This is a genomic window from Chryseobacterium sp. IHB B 17019 (assembly GCF_001456155.1).
In the GTDB taxonomy this organism is placed as follows: Bacteria; Bacteroidota; Bacteroidia; order Flavobacteriales; family Weeksellaceae; genus Chryseobacterium.
The window spans coordinates 2,275,360-2,293,650 of the sequence record NZ_CP013293.1 but is presented as its reverse complement, the minus strand read 5'-3'; the positions used below and the strand labels follow the sequence as shown (position 1 = coordinate 2,293,650).

The 18,291-nt window shown below is 36.7% G+C and carries 16 protein-coding genes; 7 read left to right on the top strand and 9 right to left on the bottom strand.

Features of this window, described 5'->3' with window-relative positions; genetic code table 11:
- Nucleotides 1-114: 114 nt before the first annotated feature.
- Both ATE47_RS10570 and ATE47_RS10565 read left to right on the top strand, forming a co-directional pair.
- Entirely contained in the window at nt 115-2,928 is a 2,814-nt protein-coding gene (locus tag ATE47_RS10570; RefSeq protein ID WP_185097084.1) for a SusC/RagA family TonB-linked outer membrane protein, read from the top strand.
- Between the two features lie 13 nt (nt 2,929-2,941).
- Entirely contained in the window at nt 2,942-4,408 is a 1,467-nt protein-coding gene (locus ATE47_RS10565) for a RagB/SusD family nutrient uptake outer membrane protein (RefSeq protein WP_062161940.1), read from the top strand.
- A 181-nt stretch (nt 4,409-4,589) separates the two neighbouring features.
- Here ATE47_RS10565 and ATE47_RS10560 read toward each other — a convergent pair whose 3' ends face one another.
- Nucleotides 4,590-5,789: a dicarboxylate/amino acid:cation symporter gene (locus ATE47_RS10560; RefSeq protein ID WP_062161939.1), complete on the bottom strand. Its 1,200-nt coding sequence runs from the start codon at nt 5,787-5,789 to the stop codon at nt 4,590-4,592.
- A gap of 94 nt (nt 5,790-5,883) precedes the next feature.
- Here ATE47_RS10560 and ATE47_RS10555 point away from each other — a divergent pair, with 94 nt between their 5' ends.
- From ATE47_RS10555 to ATE47_RS10545, 3 genes are all read left to right on the top strand, one after another.
- Nucleotides 5,884-6,795, top strand: a complete 912-nt coding sequence (locus ATE47_RS10555) for a DnaJ C-terminal domain-containing protein (RefSeq protein ID WP_062161938.1) — start codon at nt 5,884-5,886, stop codon at nt 6,793-6,795.
- A 3-nt stretch (nt 6,796-6,798) separates the two neighbouring features.
- The gene (locus ATE47_RS10550; protein ID WP_062161937.1) at nt 6,799-7,101 is read left to right on the top strand and encodes a chaperone modulator CbpM; all 303 of its coding nucleotides are present in this window, start codon (nt 6,799-6,801) and stop codon (nt 7,099-7,101) included.
- A 135-nt stretch (nt 7,102-7,236) separates the two neighbouring features.
- Nucleotides 7,237-7,764, top strand: a complete 528-nt coding sequence (locus tag ATE47_RS10545) for a YcxB family protein (RefSeq protein WP_062161936.1) — start codon at nt 7,237-7,239, stop codon at nt 7,762-7,764.
- A 49-nt stretch (nt 7,765-7,813) separates the two neighbouring features.
- On the opposite strand, the gene ATE47_RS10540 is transcribed toward ATE47_RS10545, so the two are convergent.
- From ATE47_RS10540 to ATE47_RS10530, 3 genes are all read right to left on the bottom strand, one after another.
- Complete coding sequence (locus ATE47_RS10540) at nt 7,814-8,797, bottom strand: PLP-dependent cysteine synthase family protein (RefSeq protein WP_062161935.1); 984 nt, start codon at nt 8,795-8,797, stop codon at nt 7,814-7,816.
- Nucleotides 8,798-9,047: 250 nt separating this feature from the next.
- On the bottom strand, nt 9,048-9,227 hold the full coding sequence (locus ATE47_RS10535) for a hypothetical protein (RefSeq protein ID WP_150114817.1): 180 nt from the start codon (nt 9,225-9,227) through the stop codon (nt 9,048-9,050).
- 153 nt (nt 9,228-9,380) lie between these two features.
- Entirely contained in the window at nt 9,381-10,610 is a 1,230-nt protein-coding gene (locus ATE47_RS10530; RefSeq protein WP_062163514.1) for an ABC transporter permease, read from the bottom strand.
- Between the two features lie 4 nt (nt 10,611-10,614).
- On the opposite strand from ATE47_RS10530, the gene ATE47_RS10525 reads away from it, so the two are divergent.
- Nucleotides 10,615-11,811 carry an exo-beta-N-acetylmuramidase NamZ family protein gene (locus tag ATE47_RS10525; RefSeq protein WP_062161933.1) on the top strand — a complete coding sequence of 399 codons (1,197 nt, stop codon included), beginning with the start codon at nt 10,615-10,617 and terminating at the stop codon, nt 11,809-11,811.
- A gap of 107 nt (nt 11,812-11,918) precedes the next feature.
- On the opposite strand, the gene ATE47_RS10520 is transcribed toward ATE47_RS10525, so the two are convergent.
- The 5 genes from ATE47_RS10520 to ATE47_RS10500 all read right to left on the bottom strand — a co-directional run bounded on the left by ATE47_RS10520 (nt 11,919) and on the right by ATE47_RS10500 (nt 16,523).
- Nucleotides 11,919-12,125, bottom strand: coding sequence for a hypothetical protein (locus ATE47_RS10520; RefSeq protein WP_062161932.1), 207 nt, complete (start codon nt 12,123-12,125; stop codon nt 11,919-11,921).
- Nucleotides 12,126-12,129: 4 nt separating this feature from the next.
- Complete coding sequence (locus tag ATE47_RS10515; RefSeq protein WP_062161931.1) at nt 12,130-12,756, bottom strand: DUF3575 domain-containing protein; 627 nt, start codon at nt 12,754-12,756, stop codon at nt 12,130-12,132.
- Nucleotides 12,757-12,759: 3 nt separating this feature from the next.
- The gene (locus ATE47_RS10510) at nt 12,760-13,935 is read right to left on the bottom strand and encodes a thioredoxin family protein (RefSeq protein WP_062161930.1); all 1,176 of its coding nucleotides are present in this window, start codon (nt 13,933-13,935) and stop codon (nt 12,760-12,762) included.
- A gap of 210 nt (nt 13,936-14,145) precedes the next feature.
- The gene (locus tag ATE47_RS10505; protein ID WP_062161929.1) at nt 14,146-15,588 is read right to left on the bottom strand and encodes a hypothetical protein; all 1,443 of its coding nucleotides are present in this window, start codon (nt 15,586-15,588) and stop codon (nt 14,146-14,148) included.
- 23 nt (nt 15,589-15,611) lie between these two features.
- Entirely contained in the window at nt 15,612-16,523 is a 912-nt protein-coding gene (locus tag ATE47_RS10500) for a hypothetical protein (protein ID WP_150114816.1), read from the bottom strand.
- Nucleotides 16,524-16,956: 433 nt separating this feature from the next.
- Between ATE47_RS10500 and fucP the strand changes: the two genes are divergently transcribed.
- Entirely contained in the window at nt 16,957-18,234 is a 1,278-nt protein-coding gene (gene fucP / locus ATE47_RS10495) for an L-fucose:H+ symporter permease (RefSeq protein ID WP_062161927.1), read from the top strand.
- Nucleotides 18,235-18,291: the final 57 nt, after the last annotated feature.

Sequence of the window (18,291 nt, the reverse complement as noted above, 5' to 3'; positions counted from 1 at the left end):
TCATAATGGTAATGTTCTGTTTTACAATGAATTAGTTTTTGTAATGTTAATTATTTATTAACAAATTTGCTTTAAATACAAAAATTTAAAAACATGAATGTGAAATTATGCTTTATGACAACTGGTGTTTTGTTTTTCACTGGTCAGTTTATAATGGCGCAAAAAAAAGCAAGTGATTCCATTAAGGAAAAAACAATTGATGAGGTTGTAGTCACGGGTTATCAGAAAAAATCTAAGGATGAGGTAACTTCAGCAATCACAGTGGTTTCAGCAAAAAGTTTATCGAATTTCTCATCTTCTACAATGGGAACCAATGCTTTACAGGGAAAAGCAGCAGGGGTAAATATTTCTGCATTAAATGGAAAGCCGGGTAGTGGATCTATGATTAATATTCGTGGTCTGGGAAATATTACAACTTCAGTGGGAGCTTCAAACCCTTTATTTGTAATTGATGGATTTATTGTAGGAAATGACCAGAGAGCTCAGGATGTTTTCAACTCTATTAATCCTAATGATTATGAAAACATTTCTATTCTTAAAGACGCAGCTGCAGCGGCTATTTACGGATCTCAGGGAGCAAATGGGGTTATTGTATTAACAACAAAGAGTGGTAAATCCGGTAAACCGGTCATTACTTTAAGCACGAGAATCGGGTTTTCTGAAAAGATTAAAGATATCAATTTCAGAATGATGAATTCTGCAGAGAAGATTGATTATGAGAAAAAGATGTTAGGATTGGGTATAGCAGGTTATCAACCTTGGACTGATACTGATATGAATGCAGCTTTGGCCCAGGATCATAATTGGCAAAAGGATATTTTGAGAGCTTCTGCTATTGAATCTTACCAAGTTGGGGTTAGAGGAGGCAATGAAAAGTCTAAATATACTTTTTCATTAGGTTATGACTCTGATAATGGAATTGTCAGAAATATCCATGCCTACAAACGTTATACAGGAAGAATGAAATATGAAGCCAATCCAAGTGACAGACTTAGTTTTGGAGCGGCGGTGGGTGTAAATTACAGTATGTCTCAGGAGATACGAGACAGAAATAATTCTCAAAACCCATTCAGGGCAATGTACGCATATAATCCTTATGAATCCGTATATAACCCAGATGGCAGTTATAATCCAACCAAACAAGGGTTCCCGGTTTTGGAAGCTCTTAAAAATAATCCGGAAAACATTAACAGCTTAATTTTCGACGGAAATATTTTTGCTCAATATAAAATTTTAGAAGGTTTGACTTTCAAATCGCAGTTGGGCGGGTATTTTAATAATATCAGGAGGACAAATAAAATTTTAAGAGGTTCATTCCTGGATAATGTTTTGGGAATTGGTGGAGAAGTAAGAGAGCAGAATCAAAACCGTTTCAGATATACCAACTCAAATACGCTTAATTATGTGAAGTCATTTGGTGATCATAGTTTTGACTTATTGGGATTAGTAGAATATACGGAATTCAAAAATGATTTCATCAGTGGCACAGGGCGGAATTTTGCATTACCTACAATCAGTGAGGGAAGTAATACTGCAACACCTTTTGCAATTGCAGGATATAATGAACTTTACAGAACTTTTTCTTATGGAGCGTTTTTAACCTATGATTTTGCTAAAAAATATGTTGTAACAGCTTCGGTAAGACAGGATAAAGATTCACGATTTGGAAAAAACAATGTGCTTTCTGAGCCTTTCTGGTCTCTAAGTGCAGCCTGGAACCTTACAAACGAAGATTTCTTAAAAGGAAATGATATTTTGTCTTTGTTTAAATTAAGAGCTTCTATCGGCACCCGAGGATATAATAATATTGATTTGAACCTTAATAATATTTTAATGTCTGGCGGAGGATATGGAAGTTTTCCTTCAGGTGTTCCAAATGCGAATTATGGAAACCCGGATTTGAAATGGGAGATTACAAAATCTCAAAATTACGGGGCAGAATTTGGTTTTTTAAAGAACAGAATCAGAGGTACTGTTGATTATTTTATTGACCAGAAAAAAGATTTTATCTTATCTATTCCCAATCTTAGTTCAGAAGGAGGCGCATACTCCAAAAGCATAAATGCAGGAGATTTAAAGAACAAAGGGCTTGAATTGAGCCTAACGGCCGATATTATAAAGTCTAAGGATTTTGTTTGGAGTGTAAGAGCCAATACTAGTTTAATGAGTTACAAGCTTAATAAATTAAGAGCTGGGGAAACGGAAAGGATTATAGGCTCAATCAATATGCTGAGAGAAGGGCAGGAGCCGTTTTCATTCTATCTGGTAAGAAGTGCGGGAATTAATCCGGCTAATGGAAACGAAGTTTATTACACAAAAGATGGTGGTACTACTGAAATATACAATTCCAATGATGCTGTTTTATTAGAAGGTAAATCTCCACTTCCAAAGTTATTTGGAGGTTTTGGAACTAGTTTATCCTATAAAGGATTAGACTTACAGGCAGATTTTACCTATAAATCAGGAAACTATACTTATAATTATATGACACGTAATATGTTGAATTATGCTGATGGTACTACCAGCAACATGAGAGCAGATGCTGCTAATTACTGGACGACACCAGGGCAAACAGATGTATTACCAAGGCCTAATAATACAACAAACGCACCGGGAGGAATTACCGGACTTCAAACTACAGACAGATTTTTACAGGATGCATCTTATATAAGATTAAGAAATATAAGTGTAGGATATACTTTTGATAAAAAGTTTTTTGGTGAATCATTCCCGGTAAATAAGATCAGAGTATCATTAACAGGGCAGAATCTGGCAACCTGGACAAAATTCCAGGGTGATCCTGAAGTATCGGTTGGTTCGGGTGAAAATCAGACAGGTGCAGGGCAAACATTTATTAATGGAGCATTTGCACAATATAGCTATCCTGCTGTTAAAACGTATTTATTCGGTATAGAAGTAGAATTTTAAACACATTTCAATTATGAAAAAAATAGTTAACATATCTTTATTATCATTAATATCACTATTTTCATTACAATGTAATGATGAAAGATTTGATGTTCTTCCCAACGATCAGGATACTCCTGAAAATCTATTTACTTCTGAAACTAATTTTAGAGTTGCGGTAGATGGAGCTTATGATGCCTTTAAAAGCCCAACATATTATAATGGCGATACCGGAAGCTCAATTATTCTGGGAGATGTTTTAGCAGATAATCTTATCCTGAATACCCAGGGCAGACAAACGAATAAAGCAGCTTATGAATGGTCATATACGCCACAATCTAGTGCTGTTACGTCATTATATGCTTCGGCATACAGAGTGATTTCGAGAGCGAATAATGTTTTGGATAACATTAACAAGGTTCCTTACACTACTTACATGAAAAATATTGAAGCCGAGGCAAAAGCGATAAGAGCTATTGCTCACTTTGATCTAGTAAGAGCTTATGCAAAAATTCCTACCCAAAGTGCTGATGCTGCAGCATCATTAGGAATTGCTTATGTTACAACTTTTAACCCGGAACAAAAACCTTCAAGAGATGCAACTGTAACAATTACTTATGATAAAATTATTGCAGATCTGCAGGATGCTTTAACTAAAATTAATTCTGCAAATGGTACAATAGGCAGATTGAATAAAACTTCTGTCTTAGGATTTTTATCGAGAGTTTATTTGTATAAAGGAGACTATGATAAAGCAATTGAATATGGAGAGCAGTGTATACAACTTAATTCATCCATAGGAAATAGAAGTAATTTTGTTAGTATTTGGAGAGATGGGACAGATGACGGAGAATTATTCACGGTTCTTAATGCGAACTTAGATTCTGATAATGTTACTGTTGGAGTAGCTTACAACCAAAACTCATCGGGAATTCGTTCTGAATATAATGTAAACTATGATTTATGGACAAAATACACGACATCAGACATTAGAAAAGAAGCTTATGTGCTGACTGCTAATTTTGGTTCAACACCATATAATCATGTGATAAAACACAGATCTCGACAACAACAATCTGCGGCTCAGGTTGTAGATGTAAAATTCCTGAGATCTGCAGAAGTCTATCTTAATGTGGCAGAAGCTTACATGAAATCATCTGTTCAGAACCCTGTACGTGCATTGCAGCTATTGAATGCTTTAAGAAATCAGAGATATGCAAATTACACTCCGGGAACAGAAACAGGAGCAGCATTATTAAATGCAATTTATAACGAAAGAAGATTAGAATTAGCTTTTGAAAATGACAGATTCTGGACAATCAAAAGATTAGGACAATCTGTTGTAAGATCAGACTATGGATCTGCCGCAAACGGTGGAGGTACCGACGCACCAACGGGAGCTTTAAAAACACTTCCGGCGGGTAACTTCAGATTTGTTTTACCAATTCCACAAGATGCAATTAATTTAAATCCAAACCTAGTTCAAAACCCTGGTTATTAATTACACAACATTTTTAATATTATTTAAGAGCTCTGCTATATGCAGGGCTTTTTTTAATTTAAAGTAAATCTGTCAGTGAAAATCTGCGAAATCTGTGACTAAAAATATGAGAACAAATATCTATGTTAAATTATTAGTGAAAACTTGTGAAAAATATTCGCGCAATTCATGTTAAAAAAAATCAGACCTTCACAAACCGATTCACAAACATCGAAGCAACCAATTGCCCTACTGCATTCAAAACTGTAGCCAACGGATCAACTAAAGTCCCGATAATCATCACCGCCGGAATCGCTTCCTGAGGTAGCTTATAAACAGAAATCATCAGCATTTCACCAATGTATCCGCCGTTTGGAATTCCACCGGCAACGATACTCACAAAAACAGTGATTCCTAAGGCCAGCAAAAGATTAGTCGGTTCAAAAAAGTCCCTACCAATAATTAAAAAAGCTACATAAATTTTAATAATCGAAGACATTGAAGACCCATTTTTATGTAAAGTTGTCCCGATAGGAATCACAATATTAGCAATCTGGCTCGGAACCCCGATTTTTGTAGCAGCCAATAAATTGGCAGGCATTGTTGCAAAACTGCTGCAGGTACTTAAAGCTGTTAATGTGGGATAGATCGCATTCGTCCAAAAACTTTTAACACCATTCTGACCTTTTGCCATAAAAGCATACAAAGAGAAAAATACTATGAAATAAATGATTCCTGCAATATAATATAAACCTAAAGGCTTAGCATAAAACCCGAAAAGCTGAGGTCCCAAAGTTGCAACCTGATACGCAAAATAAGCTCCCAAACCAATTGGCGCAATTTTCATGATTAACAAAAGCAATTCTTTCATCACCTCATAACCGGAAGCAATAAAAGCACGAAAAGTCTTTCCGTTTTCACCTGCTTTCCTGGCGGAAAATCCAGTCATAAAAGCAAAAATCAAAAGAGCCAGCATATTTTGTCTTGAAAAAAGCTGCGTAAACTCTCCAACCGTGAAAAAGCTCACAATTCTGTTGCCCCAGCTGTCAGTATTCGCTGTTTCTTCAACGATTTCCGAGCTTCCGGAAACCCCCGAAACAGGAAATAAATAAACCGCAAAAATGGTAAAAATAGCTGCTGTCAGAATAAAAAATAAAAATGTGGAAGCCATGACGAGCATTATTTTTCCAAATTTCGACTGCTGTTCCAATGAAGCAATAGAATTTGACACCGCAAAAAATACCAGCGGAACCACGCTCACAAACAGTAAATTAAGGAAAATATCTCCTAAAGGCTTTATATATTCAACGATTTGGGGAGCAACAATTCCAATGAAGCTTCCAACTGTGATTCCCAACAGTAAAAGTAAAATTCCGGAGTAGTTTTTCAACACTTCTTTCATGTGGTGCTTTTTAATCAAAGATAGGTTTATTTTTAACATTCCATTATATTAATCTCAACTCTAAAATCCTTAAATTTGAGTAAACATCGTTTCTATGGCTTATATAGATTACTATAAAATTTTAGGCGTAGATAAAAACGCAACGCAGGACGATATCAAAAAGGCATATCGGAAGTTAGCACGAAAATTGCATCCCGACCTTAATCCCGATGATAAGGAAGCGGAAAGACAATTCAAGGAGCTTAATGAAGCTAATGAAGTTCTCAGCAATCCAGAAAATCGTGCCAAGTATGATAAATACGGCGAAAACTGGAAACATGGCGAAGAATATGAAAAGGCCCGACAGCAACAGCAAAAACAATATCAGGGTGAAAATTTCGGAGGTGGATTTTCCGGTGCTGATTTTGACAACGGCGAAGATTTTTCAGATTTTTTCCAAAGTATGTTTGGCGGAGGTGGCGGTTTCGGAAGGAGCTCGCGAGGGAGTGCTTCGGGGAAATTTAAAGGGCAGGACGTTTATGCCGAATTAAATTTAAGCTTAAAAGATGCTGCAACTACTCATCCTCAAACTTTTGAAATCAATGGTAAAAAAGTACGGATTACTATTCCGGCGGGAGTATATGACGGCCAGCAGATTAAATTGAAAGGCCATGGAAGTCCGGGCTTCAACGGCGGTCCGAATGGTGATTTGTATATTACTTTCAATATTCCTGTGGATCCGGATTTTGAAAGAATTGGTGATGATTTGAAAACAAAAGTGGTGATTGATCTGTACACTGCCGTTTTAGGTGGCGGTTTGAAAGTCAATACGTTAGACGGAAGCGTTAATCTGAAAGTAAAACCCGAAACCCAAAACGGGGTGACGGTAAGGCTTAAAGGAAAAGGCTTTCCAGTATACAAAAAAGAAGGGCAGTTCGGGGATTTGTTTGTGACTTACGAAGTAAAATTACCAACGAATCTGACTCAAAAACAGAAAGAACTTTTCGAACAACTTAAAAATTCCTAAGCCATGAGCGAAAAAATATCACGGGAAGAACTCGTAAAAATATACAATATTGAAATCACTTTTTTCGATGAACTGGTGGATTCCGGATTGCTGAACATTCAGACGGAAAATGAAATTCGTTACTTGATGTATGAAGATCTGCCTTCTTTTGAAAGGTTTACCAATTGGCATTACGACTTGGAAATCAACCTTCCGGGTCTTGAAGTTATCCATGAAATGTTGAAAAAAATGGAAGATTTAAAGCAAAAAAACCGCGAACTGATGAAGAAGCTTTCGGCGATCAGTGATAAATATGAGGAAGGATAATTGAGAAGTTAGAGCTTAGAAATTAGAAGTTAGTTTGATTAGAATGTTTAAATTATCCTTTTTGAATAGAACTTTTATTCCAAATTAAAACTATTTCGTTTAGCTTTGTAAATATTTATGTTAAATTAAATATTTATGGCTGAAGAAACGGTTATTATTTTAAAACCTAAAAGACAGGATTTCGAGGAAATATATTTGAGTGGAAATCAGGGAAGTCTGTTTTTTTCACCATCAACAAGAGGAAAAACGATCACTACCATTGTTGTGGGGCTGATTTTACTGATGTTATTTTTCTTTAAAGATGATTTTACTAAAGAAAAATTCGGGATTTTGTATTTTGTAAGCTTTCTGTTTCTTCTTTGCGCGGTTTTTCTGTCAGTGAGTATTAACAAAGTTTCAAGATGGAAAAAACAGGTTAACAGTTATTTAGCCAAACTGGAAAACTGTAAAATCTATGAAATCACATTCGATAATAATTTTTTTACGGTAAATATTGACGGTGAAAAAGAAACCAGCGAATGGAAAGACTTCCAATATTTTGACAGCAACCAAGAATATATTGCCCTCGAAGGAAAATACAGCTATATGTTCCCGAAAAAATCAATGATCGAGAAAGATTATAATCTATTAAAGCACACTTTAAAGAAAAATATCAAAGAATAAAAAAATCAGAGTAAATTTTACTCTGATTTTGTTTTATAATGAAAGCTGATTAATCCAGCCAACCCATTTCTTTCATCCACTCATCATTGTAGATCTTCCCTACATATCTTGAACCGTGATCGTGAAGAAGCACCACAATTACATCATCTTTTGTAAACTGATCTTTCATCTGAACTAAAGATGCGATCGCACTTCCCGCAGAATATCCACAGAAAATACCTTCCTCCTTTGCCAGCTTTCTTGCGTAAATTGCACCGTCCTTATCCGTTACCTTTTCAAAATGATCAATAATGGACATGTCATAGTTTTCAGGGATGATATCTTCACCAATTCCTTCTGTGATATAAGTATAAGCGTGATCGTAATGAAGCTCACCCGTTTCATGGAATTCCTTTAAAATAGAACCATACGTGTCAACTCCAATTACTTTGATATTAGGATTTTTTTCTTTGAAAAACTTTCCACAACCCGTAATTGTACCTCCTGTTCCGGCTCCTACTACAAAATGTGTTAGATTTCCATCAGTTTGTTCCCAGATTTCAGGAGCGGTAGACTCGTAATGAGCAGCTCTGTTTGACAAGTTATCATATTGATTTACATACCATCCGTTTTCCGTTTCAGTTGCCAGTCTTTTGGAAACCGAGTAATAAGAACGCGGATCTGTAGGCTTTACATCTGTAGGACAGACGATTACCTCGGCACCCACTGCACGGAGAATATCACATTTTTCTTTTGACTGTTTAGAGTTGGTCACGAAAATACATTTGTAACCTTTAATGATGGCCGCAAGAGCCAATCCCATTCCCGTATTTCCGGAAGTACCCTCGATGATCGTTCCTCCGGGTTTTAATCTTCCATCTTTTTCTGCGTCTTCAATCATTTTCAGGGCCATTCTGTCTTTCACAGAGTTCCCCGGATTGAAGGTTTCAACCTTTGCCAGAACCAATGCAGGAAAATCTTCACCTAAAACCTTATTCAGCTTTACCAATGGTGTATTCCCGATGGTCTCAAGGATGTTTTGTGCGTATTTCATAAATGTTTTTTAAAGCAGTGCAAAGATACAGCTTTCAAATAATTAACAATTAAGATTTGGAAATTATATGCAGTGAATGGTCAATAGTGAATTGTAAATTTAAAATCAAACCGGAAAAGTTGACAATGAAATGATTGCCTTTTCACCATCGACTATTTTAGGAGCTATTTCCCGCTTTCCGCACTCGCTATTTTGTGGGTTTCTGGCTGCGGCGGCAAAGCCGCCGCAGCCAGAAACCCACAAAATGAGCTCAAACAAATGCTGCAATCGGGGCTATGATAGTAGGAATGGTGGCTTCGGGAGCCTCAGTCACCACAGAAGTTTCTGTCGTTTTCATGGAATGTTTAATACAAGAAATCAATTTCTGTTTGTCATTGCGAGGAGCGAAGCGACGAAGCAATCTCAATCTCATCTCAATAATTAATCTCATCACTCTGTTTGTCATCCTGAAAGGATCTCAACAGCTAAAATTAAAATCTCTAATATTTTTGTTGGGACCCTTTAAGGATGAGAACTTTACGTTAAATCAAATATTGTAAGAAAAATTCACAAGCGAAGCGAATTGACCATTCACCATTCACAATTAATTATACTTAATCGCCTTCACCGGAGAAATCTTACTGATCAGATAGCTCGGAATAATCAAAGCCAATCCGGAAATGATCAAGATTCCGACAGAAATAGAGACAATTGCAATTGGGTTCAGGTCTACCGGAACTGTGCTTACGTAATAATTTTCAGGATTTAATTTAATAACTCCAAAAAACTTCTGGATAAGAACCAGCCCCAGTCCGATCGCATTACCATACAAAAGTCCCGGAATCATAATAATCAACGTATAATTGATGAATGTTGCCCTGATTTGGGAGTTGCTGGCTCCCAGTGTTTTCAGTAAACCGATGGAATTTGTCCTTTCAATAATTAAGATCAGAAGAACCATGATGATATTGATGACAACAACGATCAGCATAATAACGATAATCAGCGCAATGTTGGTATCAAAAATACTTATCCAGTCGGTGATTTGGGGAAACTTTTCAGTCGCTTTTTCGGCATAGTTTTTATATCCGATCAGCTTTTCGATTTCCGGAAAATCACTGTCAATATCATTAATATTTTTCAGGAAAATATCAATTCCGCCTATTTCATCAGGCTTCATATCCTGAATTTTTCTTACATGATTGATTCCTCCGATTACGAACTGCTCATCAATCATTTTGATATCGGTTTTGTAAATTCCTACGACCTCAAATTTTCTGTAAATCGGCTGCTGATCAGTTTTTGAAAAAACTGTAACAATACTGTCTTTTAATTTTAAATGAAGATCACCGGCAATTTTTTGGGAGATCATGACCCCGTTGTTGTAGCCAACTTCCGTTACTTTTGGAGTTGTACCGGCAACCAGGAATTTTTTAAACCTTAAGCTGTCAAAATCCTTTCCGACCCCTTTAAAGATAATTCCTGCAAAATTATGCTCATTACGCATAATTCCTGTAACCATCGCATATTTTTGAACCGTCTCCACATCGGGAAGCTCCTGAATCTTTTTAATATTTAAGCCCTGATTATCAAGAACTGAAGTATTATAAGATGAATTAGACCGCGTAGATTTTACGGTAATATGCCCGCTGAAATCTGCCAATCTCTCTTTGATAGCCTTCTTGGAGCCAAATCCGGTAGAAACAGTGATTAAAGAAACAATAAGCCCCAACGCCACAGAAAGTCTGCCGATGAAGATGATAACCCGCGAAAGGTTATTTTTGTTATCTTTGGAAAACGCTATTTTTCTAGAGAAATATAAAGGAAATTTCAAACCTATGAATTTAGATTCCAAAATTAAAAATTTACTTCTTATTTGCCTAATTTTTTTAGGAGTATTCAACCAATATTATTCTCAAACTCAGACGAAGACCGATTTTAGAACCGGAGCAGATCAACCTGAGCTGTATTTACCTTTGTTAAAGGGAAAAACAATAGGTGTTGTAACCAATCAGACGGGCCTGATGAACGACAGAACGCATGTTGTAGATTTTTTGGTGAAAAACGGAATTAAAATTAAATCAATTTTTGCTCCGGAACACGGCTTCCGTGGCGATGCAGATGCCGGTGAAAAGGTGAAAAACGGAGTAGATGTGAAAACCGGAATTCCCATCGTTTCTTTATACGGAAACAATAAAAAGCCAAAGCCCGAACAATTAAAAGGGATTGATATTGTTGTATTTGATATTCAGGATGTTGGAGTGAGATTTTATACTTATATTTCTACTTTAAGCTATTTAATGGAAGCCGGCGCGGAAAACAACGTGGAAATAATGGTTTTAGACAGGCCTAATCCGCACGATGGATATACAGATGGCCCGGTTTTAAAGAAAAAATGGACAAGCTTTGTCGGAATGCACGAAGTTCCTGTTGTTTATGGACTTACAATCGGGGAATACGGAAAAATGGTCAACGGAGAGAAGTGGCTTAAAAATGGAGTTCAGGTAAAATATACCTTGATTCCGATGAAAAATTATCATAAAAAACAGCGTTATTCAATTTTAGATAAACCTTCCCCGAATCTTCCGAACGATAAATCAATTAATTTATATCCTAGCTTATGTTTCTTTGAAGGTACGCAGGTTTCTGTGGGTAGGGGAACGGATTTACCCTTCCAGATTTACGGTTCACCATGGACAAAAGGTTTGCCATATCAGTTTACTCCAAAACCTAACTTTGGGGCAAAAGATCCTTTTCTAAACGGAAAACTATGTTATGGTGAAAACCTTTCTGATTATCCGAATGATTTAAGGGAATTAAACTTAGAATGGGTAATTAAAGCTTATAAAAATTATAAAAACCCGGAATTAGGCTTCTTCCTAAAAAATTTATGGTTCGACACATTAGCGGGAACCGATGAATTGAGAAAACAGATCATCGCCGGAAAATCAATTCCGGAAATCAAAGCTTCATGGAAATCAGAGCTTGAAAAATTCGAAAAAATCAGAACGAAATATGTTGTTTACGAAGATTGATAATGTGAATGATGGATTGTCAATTGTGACTCACTTAGTCTTGTGAATTAAGAAATATTCGGATTCACAATTCACAGGCAAAGCCAAATTAACAATTTACTTAAATATCAGTCAAAATTCTGAGGCGGAGTTTTATCATTTTTCCCTTTATTCAAGATAAATAACCCGATAGATAATCCGATAACTCCTGCCACGGCAGTCATTAAAGCTCTTTCTAGTTTATCTTGTTCATGGCTTCCGATGTAATTCATTAAAAAAAGAATGACAAAAGTAATCACCGAGATAATAATATGGTTTCTTCCGAATATTTTCATTGAACTATTTTAATTTATAAGAAATCATTACACCCGCTCTGTAGGGAAGAATTTCACCGCTTCTGTTGAATCCTTTTGTATCATCATAACGTCTGCCTGTGCCTCTTTCATATCCTTTGTAAAAGTCCTGGGAAGTCCCTACTGTTGCATACACATCAATATTCCATCTGTCTGAAACCTTGAACTGGTATCCACCTGTGACACCCAATAAGATAGAAAATCCTTTTTGGTAAACGTTCGGATAATCGAAGCTTTCCCCTTTTTCGTTGGTGAAAGTACCGCCGTTCCAATAATTCCATTTTTGTAAAATAAAGGCAGAGGTGGCAAGGTTTGCGCCAAGGTACCAATGTTTAAAAGCTTCATCAAAATAATACCTTCCTTCCAAAGACACGGAATAATATTGAAATTCATGGCCTGCAAAAGATTTCCAGGGAGAAATAAAAATGTCACCCTGCAGCGTATATTTTTGGCTCAACTGATGCTCTACACCTAAATTGACAATACCTATCGGGATAAGTAGTGCATTTCCTTTTACATAAACACTTTTTTCGCTGTTTTGCTGTTCCTGGGCGTGTAAATTTCCAAGAAACAATAAGGTGAGAAAGGTTGTAATAAATTTAATTTTCGACATTTGTTATTTGATTTGCTTTAATAACTCATCAGCTAAAGTGGAATCTTTTTGTGCCTGAGTTGCTATATTTTTAGACATTTCAGCGTAGGTTTTTGCCATTTCTTTGTTTCCTGTTAAGAAATAAAGCTTTGCCAATATATAGGTATTTTCAGATGTTTCGCCTCTCATTACAGACTTTTCTGCCCATTCTGCGGCTTTTTTCAGTGATGCCGGAGTTTTTACATGCTCAGAAAATACCCATGCTGCTTTTAATAATTCGTTGGGTTCAAAAGCTTCTGAGTTTTTATAATAGGCAAGGGCTGCTTTTTCGTATTCCGGAAAGTTTGCGTTCTGCTCGTAATAGCTTAGTTTTGTTTGATTTAGCTTTACTTCTGCATCGTGTTTTCCTACCAAGGGCTCGGCGATTTTCATGAAATACTCGTCGTTGATTTTTTTATTTTGCTGATCAATGGACTGTTCAACAACTTTTGCCAGTTTCAGTTGATTATCAAATTCTTTATAGGTTTGCTCCGGTAAAAACTTGATAATTTCCGTTTTTCTTTCAGCAAAGGTTTTATAATTTTTATCTTCGGTTGATTTTAAAAAATATAATAACAACCCAACATCATCTTTGGAAAATTCTTCTGTTTTTTTCTTATTTTCAAAATACCTTTCTGAAGCATTTTTAGCAAAATTAAAATCTGAAGAAGAATTCAGCTTCATAATATTGATCAGGAATTCCGGGTCTTTTTCACCATTTGCGAAACGTTCTTTCAAAGAGCCTTTTTTATTGTTCGGAGAATTAATATCCTGAGCCATTGAGATAAAAAGGCTTTCTTCCATATATCCGAAATTCTGGGAAACAAGCTCTCCATCACCATTTAAGAATAGATAAGTGGGATAGGAGCGAACTCCGTATTTTGCAGCAATTTCTCTTCCTTCACCTTTCTCCATGTCGAATCTTGCATTCACAAAATTAGAATTGTAATAATCTCCAACGGATTTTTTCGTAAAAATGTTTTTTTCCATCATTTTGCAAGGCCCGCACCAGGAAGTATAAGCATCGATAAAAACAATCTTGTTTTCTTTTTTAGCTTTTGCAATAAGATCCTTGAATGGCAGATCCTGAAAATGTATTGCTTCCTGAGCAAATGTAATAATCGCAGAAAATATAAATAATCCAGAGATAATCTTCTTCATTTTTCAAAAAAAATTTAAAAAGCGAATATACTTATTTTCAACGTAAATGCCGGATGATTAGTATTGAATTAAGACGAGTTTAAATAGCTTTAACTAAGATTTAACATATTATAGATTCGTAATAATTATTATATAGAAAAAGCCGCTCGAAAGGAACGGCTTTAAAATTAAGTGTTTTAAAAAAGCTTTGCAGCTCTATTTTTTAATTGATTATCGTTGTCCGATGTCGGGAACCCAGAGTATGTCTCCGGATGACAATACCTTTAAAAGCCAGTAGTCAGCTGATCCCGCGGTGTGGTTCAGGTCGGTTACATCACCATTATTAGATGATCCTGAATCACTTAATAAAAGATAGGCACCTTCATTGCTTAATGGTAAAAGATAAGCACTCGTACTACCTTCATTACCAGTGCCTCCATACAATTTTTGCTGAACTAAATTTAACGAAGCATCCAGTTTGAAAACCCAACTGTCATTACCGCCATGAGTAACAACGCCGGTTAATGTTCCTGTATTGGATGATCCGGTGCCTCCGGAAACAATGTAACCTCCGTCAGAAGTCTGGTATATGGAAGAAGGTATATCAGAACCCGTTCCCCCAAACACATTTTGAGTTACTAGGTTTCCGGTAGTATCGAGCTTCATGATCCAGAAATCATTGCCCCCAAAACCCGCTATTCCCGTCAAAGAGCCTGTATTTGCACCGGCAGTTCTGATGGCAAAAATATATCCGTCATCTGAAGTTTGACGAGTGTCCAAAATATATGGATTGGCAGCTGCAGAAACTCCAAAACGTTTTACCCAAATCCTGTTTCCCAAAGCATCTATTTTCATGGCAAAAGGATTAGGTCCTGCAATCACCGGCAGTCCTGTAAAATCGCCAACAGCACCTGAACTTGTATTACCTGTTACTAAATATCCTCCGTCATTTGTATTAATAAGGCCTCCAAAAGAATCTTCGTCTGTACCACCATATCTTTTTTGCCAATTAATTGTCCCATCGGTATTAAGCTTTACTAGCCATGCATCAGTTCCGAATGCTCCACCAGTATATTTTGGAACTCCGGTCAGGTCACCATCTACTGAATAAGAAACTCCAGCAATGAGATATCCTCCATCCGAAGCTACAACAACCTTGGTGGGTTCATCGTTACCGGATCCTCCAACCAGTCTTTGCCACTGGATATTTCCTGAAGCATCTAATTTAGCCGCTAACAAATCAGTTTGCCCTCCATGGAAAGTAGTTCCCGGAATATTGGTAGATCCGGATCTGCTTACAACAATGCATCCTCCGTCCGGAGTTGCTGTGATCGAAGTTCCTAATTCAATTCCGTTTCCACCGACAAGCCTTTGCCAAGCTATTTTTCCGGTGGTGTCCCATTTTACAATCCAGTTATCCCTGTTACCGCCATTAACACCTGTTACGTCTCCGGAAGCAGATGATTGAGAATCCCCAACTCCAAAATATCCTCCATCAGCGGCTAGAGATAGAGCATGACTTCTCGGGCCGTCTATCCCGGTTCCCCCGTACAAAAAGCTAAAGGGAATATCAATCATAGGAATATAGGGTGTACCTACAGCCTGGCCATTGCCTTGTGCTGCCATTCCTCCCAGTAAAAATACATAGAGGGCTTTTTTTATATAAGCATTCATTTTTTTAACTATTTAAATTAAAATTAAACAGCTGTTGCTATATAAACATAGATAACGGTGCCTATTACTACAAGAGTATAGAGTGTATGGGTATTGGCTACTGTTGCGCGGTTGTTTATATATCTTACTGTGAATCCGGCTGCTGTAAAGGTGGAAGTCCCTGCTGTCGTACCACGTACTGATAATGTATATGTACCGCCATCTTTTATATTTTGAAGGGTAAAAGCTCCGGCATTAGCAGTAGTATAGGCTAAATTACTTCTTGAAAAATCAATTGTTGTTGATGCAACGGCATTGTAAGAAGTGGCATTGGTAGAGCTTCCGTTGACTTCGAGCTTTGAAACGGGAGCTGTCGCAGATCCTATTCCTACATTACCGGTTCCACTTACGATAAGATTATTACCCGCAGTTGCAATATCTGTAGCCTGAGAAAGTGTTCCTCCTAACCGAACATCGGTACCCACGGCAGTAAGACCGTTGCTGGCCGTTGTTAAAGGAAGAGTGGCAGATCTGAAACCTGAAAGTTCCCATGTGGAAACTGCTCCTGTCTGACCTGTGCTGATCAATTCCACGCTTTGGCCTGCCGGTACCGTTATACCGGTGCTTCCATTAATGGTTTCCGGAGTCGTTGGGTTTACCGTAACTGTAAAGGCAGTGTTGTTTTTAATGGTATACATTCGGCCTTTGAAATTTTCGAGCCCGGTAATGGCGGCGGGTAAAGTAAAAATAGAATTCGCTGTTCCGGTGTATGAAACATAAAAGTCAGAACTTGTCATTGCGTAGGTGGCAGCTGAAACAGTTTTGTACTGTGCCGCAAAAGAGCCGCTAATGTCTAAAGTTGAGGCTGGGTTGGGTTTGTTTACACCGATGTTGCCAGATTGGGCAGTAATGATTCCGAAGATCGGCAAAGTAATTGCCATCCAAATTTTTTTCATAGTTAATAATAATTTAATGTTCATAAAATTAACATTATTATATGGATTGAATTTATAAATTAACATAATTTATTGTAAAATATTAATTTTTTTTATTAAATCGTGGTTTTACGTTAATCTGGAGGGGTTGGTGAAGTGTTATAAAACATGAAAGAAAAAATTTCGCTTTTTATCTTTGTTTAAAATTACATTTTCTTCATTTTGAAACATTACAATAATAAATCATTAATAAATCCCGAAAATAATTAAACTATCTTGTACTATCCTGTACTGTGAATTGTTTATTCGGAAAAATATTATACTTTTAAAAAATCAGAAAACGTTTAAGGCTTGAGGAAAAATCAATAAAATATTGAGCTCAAAAGAAATCATTATACAATCGATTATTTTCCTACAACTAAACTATGACAAGTAACAATAAACAACCAGATCAATGAATAATACCCAACAAGGAAACTCGTTTTCTTCTTCAAAAAAGAAAAATTACTATTTTCCACTGATCCTTATTACGAGTTTATTTTTCTTTTGGGGATTTATCCATAATCTCGATCCAATCTTGATTAAACATCTGCGAAGTGCTTTTCACCTGAACCATTTTCAAGCTTCATTGGTTGATTCATCGGTTTTTGCAGCTTATTTTTTACTGGCCATCCCTGCCGGAATGATTATTCAGAAATATGGCTACAAAACCGGGATTCTGGTAGGTTTATTCTTTTTCGCGGCCGGTTGTTTTTTATTTGTTCCGGCAGCTAATACCATTAGTTATCCGTTTTTTCTCGGGGCTCTTTTTGTCTTGTCCTGCGGTCTTGCGATTCTGGAAACAGCGGCAAATCCTTACATTACCGTTTTGGGCGAGCCTGAAAAAGCAACACAAAGATTAAATTTTGCCCAGTCTTTTAATGGTTTGGCCGCTTCAATCGCTCCCATTATTGGCGGAATTTTTATTCTGAGTGAAGAACCAAAATCACAGGAAGAGCTTGCCGGACTCGATCAGGCAGCAAAACTCGCCTACATTCATGCCGAAACTTCACTCGTAAAAGGACCTTATATAATCTTAGGGGCGATTATTCTGTTGGTAATGCTTTTATTTTTATTCGTAAAACTGCCGGAAGTAACGGAAAGCAAAGAAAAATCAACAAAGAATTTTCTACAGGTTTTAGGGGTTAAAAATGTCGGATGGGGTGTTCTTGCCCAGTTTTTCTATATCGGTGCACAAATTTACATCTTCAGTTTTCTTCTCGTTTTTGCGGAAGACGCTATTGATATGAAAGGTCAGGAAGCTAAATATTATGCAGGAGTAGCAGGATTATTATTTATGATTGGGCGTTTTGCAGGCACTTTTTTCATGAGATACATTTCACCACAAAAATTATTGAGGATCTACAGTGTAATCAGCATTATTCTCAGCATCTGGGTTATCGCAGGGTCAGGAATTTCAACGTTGTATGCACTTGTTGCCATTACATTTTTTATGTCCATCATGTTTCCAACGATTTTCGCTTTGGGAATTGAAGGAGCGGGTGCAGAAACAAAACCTGCCTCAAGTTTATTAATAATGTCAATTGTCGGGGGAGCAGTTATACCACCAATTGCAAGCAAAATCACAGATATTTCAGGGAACATCCATTTTTCTTATGTTGTTCCGTTAGTCTGTTTTATCATCGTATTTCTGTTTTCATTAAGATTCAGAAATAAAAAATCTTCATTGTAATTATGATTAACGTAAATAAAAAATCTTTGCGGACTTTGCGTTAAAAATAAACAATAA